This window comes from Actinomadura rubrobrunea NBRC 15275 (genome assembly GCF_001552235.1).
GTDB classification, from domain to species: domain Bacteria; phylum Actinomycetota; class Actinomycetes; order Streptosporangiales; family Streptosporangiaceae; genus Spirillospora; species Spirillospora viridilutea.
Map to the genome: position 1 here is coordinate 1 of NZ_BCQU01000182.1, position 3057 is coordinate 3057.

Annotated in this window: 3 protein-coding genes; 2 read left to right on the forward strand and 1 reads right to left on the reverse strand. The window is 75.3% G+C overall.

Annotated elements, in window-relative coordinates; translation table 11 throughout:
• Positions 1 to 108: 108 nt before the first annotated feature.
• Positions 109 to 1092 carry an efflux ABC transporter ATPase subunit, DrrA-related gene (locus tag AR3_RS28780; RefSeq protein WP_067918754.1) on the reverse strand — a complete coding sequence of 328 codons (984 nt, stop codon included), beginning with the start codon at positions 1090 to 1092 and terminating at the stop codon, positions 109 to 111.
• Between the two features lie 280 nt (positions 1093 to 1372).
• Between AR3_RS28780 and AR3_RS28785 the strand changes: the two genes are divergently transcribed.
• Both AR3_RS28785 and AR3_RS28790 read left to right on the forward strand, forming a co-directional pair.
• Complete coding sequence (locus AR3_RS28785; RefSeq protein WP_067918756.1) at positions 1373 to 1945, forward strand: PH domain-containing protein; 573 nt, start codon at positions 1373 to 1375, stop codon at positions 1943 to 1945.
• Positions 1942 to 3057: PH domain-containing protein (locus AR3_RS28790; RefSeq protein WP_083952256.1), on the forward strand; the 1116-nt coding region annotated here is incomplete at its 3' end. The genes AR3_RS28785 and AR3_RS28790, both read left to right, overlap by 4 nt.

Genomic DNA, 3057 nt, shown 5'->3' on the forward strand with positions numbered 1-3057 from the left:
GCGGCGGTCATCGCGCGCCCCCCGTTCCCCGTCGCGGCGCCCCCGGGGCGGCGCCTCGCCCTTGCGCGGGCGCGCCGGTCCGGACGGCGCCGCGCCGCTGCGGCTGTGTCATACTCGGGCTCCCTCGTTCTCGATCAGCTCGTCGGCGGCCTTGTCCACCTCGTCGGTGTGGTGGCCGGTCAGGGCGAAGAACACCTCGTCCAGGCTGGCCTTGCGCAGCGTCAGCTCCCCGACGGCGACGCCCGCCTCGTCCAGGCGGCGCACCACCGCCGGCATGACCGCCGGGTCGGTGACCGGGGCGGAGACCAGCCCGTCGCGCACCTCGGGGGCGCCGCCGGTCAGGTCGGCGACGACCCTCGCCACGGTGGCCTGGTCGGCCTCGCGCACCGGCCGCACCTCGAGCACCCGGCCGCCGGCCTGGGCCTTGAGCTCGTCGGAGCTGCCCTGCGCGATGACCCTGCCGCGGTCGATGACGATGATGTCGTCGGCGAGTTGGTCGGCCTCCTCCAGGTACTGGGTGGTCAGCAGCACGGTGACGCCGTCGTCGGTGAGGCCGCGGACGATGTCCCACAGGCCGCCGCGGCTGCGCGGGTCCAGGCCGGTGGTGGGCTCGTCCAGGAACAGGATGCGCGGCCGCCCGACCAGGCTGGCGGCCAGGTCGAGACGGCGCCGCATGCCGCCGGAGTAGGTCTTGGCGGCGCGGTCGGCGGCGTCGGTCAGCTCGAAGCGCTCCAGCAGCTCGGCGGCGCGCGCCTTGGCCTCGCGGCGCGGCAGGCCCAGCAGGCGCCCGATCAGCACCAGGTTCTCGGTGCCGGTGAGCATCTCGTCGACCCCCGCGTACTGCCCGGTGAGGCCGATGAGCTGACGCACCTGGTGCGCCTGCCGCACGACGTCGTAGCCGCCGACCTCGGCGGTGCCCGCCGTGGGCTCGATCAGCGTGGCCAGGATGCGGGTGGTGGTGGTCTTGCCGGCGCCGTTGGGGCCGAGCACGCCGAGCACGGTGCCGGGCTCGACGGTGAACGAGACGCCTGCCAGCGCCTGCGTCTCGCCGAACCGCTTCACCAGGCCGTCGGCCCGGATGGCGTGGGTCATGGATGGGCTCCTCGGTCCATGGTCACGAGGTCGATCGCCGGTGGATCGACCTGGGCCAGCGAAAGGCGGTTCTCGTCATGAGACCGGACAAACTACGCGGTGCCCCGGCCGCCGCGCACCTCCTTTTTCCCGGCGTCGCCGACGCGATGCCGGCGGTTCGGGGACCGTTCCGGCCACCATCGCACACGGGTCTGACAGATCGCTCGAGAGCCGCGTCCGGCCGGGCGCGGCGGCGGCAAGTGACCTGGTGAGGGGGGACGGGCGTCCTAAACTCGGTGGCGTGACGACGGTGCGGCGCACCCAGGAGCCCGGCGGCGGGACGTCGCACCCGCCGCGCCTGCGGCCGCCCGCGCACCGGGTCGCGCGCCGGGCCATCGCGCAGTGGGCGATCGAGTCGGCCCTGCTGTGGGGCCTGGCCTCCGGCCTGGCCTGGGGCGCGGCCGCCTGGGTCGACGGCTGGGACGGCGCGCGGCGCTGGGACGGCCTGCTCGGGTGGCTGGGCCAGCGCGTCTGGTGGCTGCCCGTCGTGGTGGCCGCCGTCGGGGCGGTCATGACGGTGCTCGCGCCGGTGTGGCGGTACCGGGTGCACCGCTGGGAGGTGAGCGCCGACGTCGTCTACACCCGGACGGGGTGGTTCAACCGCGAGTGGCTGCTGGTCCCGGTGAGCCGCATCCAGACCGTCGACACCGAGCAGGGCTGGATCGAGCGCATGCTGGGCCTGGCCACCATCGAGATCAACACCGCCTCGCACGCCGGGTCGTCCGAGGTCGCCGGGCTGCCGGTGGACGTCGCCGCGCGCCTGGCCGAACGGCTCGCCCACCGGGCGCACGACCTGCGCGACGACGCCACGTGAACGCGCCCTCCGCCGACTCCCGCACCGTGCGCGCCGCGCGGCCGCGCGCGGCGCGGCTGCATCCGCTGACGTTCGTCGTGGGCGCCGTGCGGGAACTGCTCGCGCTGCTGGCGGCCGGGGCCGCCGGGCTCGTCGTGGGCGGCCTGTCCACGGCGTTCTACTTCACCCTGGCGGGGCTGGCCTTCGGGCTGGTCGTGCATGTGGCGACCTGGGCGACGTTCACCTACACGCTCTACGACGACCGGCTGGAGCTGCGCCGCTCCCTCATCGGCCGTTCGGTCAAGGCGATCCCGCGCGACCGCATCCGCGGCGTCGACGTCAGCGCCGCGCTCCCGCACTGGCTGCTGCGACTGGCCATCGTGCACATCGACGCGGGCGCGGACGGGGGAGAGGGCGTGCTGAACGCCGTCTCGCGGCAGGAGGCCGAACGGCTGCGCCTTCTCTTGACGGGCCGCACTGTGTCCCCGGAGGAGCCGGTGCGCGCGCCCGAGCGCGTCCTGGCGCGGATCCGCCCACGTTGGTTCGTGTACGCGCCGTTGAGCGGCGCGTACCTGCTGACCCCGTTCGCGGTCGCGGGCAGTTTCCTGGGCACGCTCTACAACCTGGGCGACGACCTGGGGTTCATCACGCGCGAACGGGTGGAGAGCGTGAGCCATGACGTGGTCGGCCTGCCGACCGCCGCGGTCGTCGCCGCGGCGGCGATGGTCGTGCTGGCCATGCCGGTCATGTCGGTCGTCGCGTTCGCCCTGTTCAACTGGGACTTCACCGTGTACGAGCGGGACGGCTCCGTGGTGGCCCGGCGCGGGCTGGTCACGCGCCGCACCGTCTCCCTGGAGCGGCGCCGGCTGCGCGGCGTGGAGCTGGCCGACAATCCGTTCGAACGCGCGGCCGGGGTGGTGCGGCTCGGCGCCCTGGTGACCGGGCTGGGGGACGCGGCGCACCGCGGACGACTGCTGCCCGCCGCTCCGCGTCCGGTCGCGGCGGACCTGGCGCAGCGAGTGCTCGGCTCCGTCCCCGCGCCGCTCGTCGGGCATCCGCCCGCCGCGCGCGGGCGCCGCGTGGTGCGGGCGACCGCGCCGCCGCTCGGCCTGGCCGCGCTGGCGCTGCTGGCG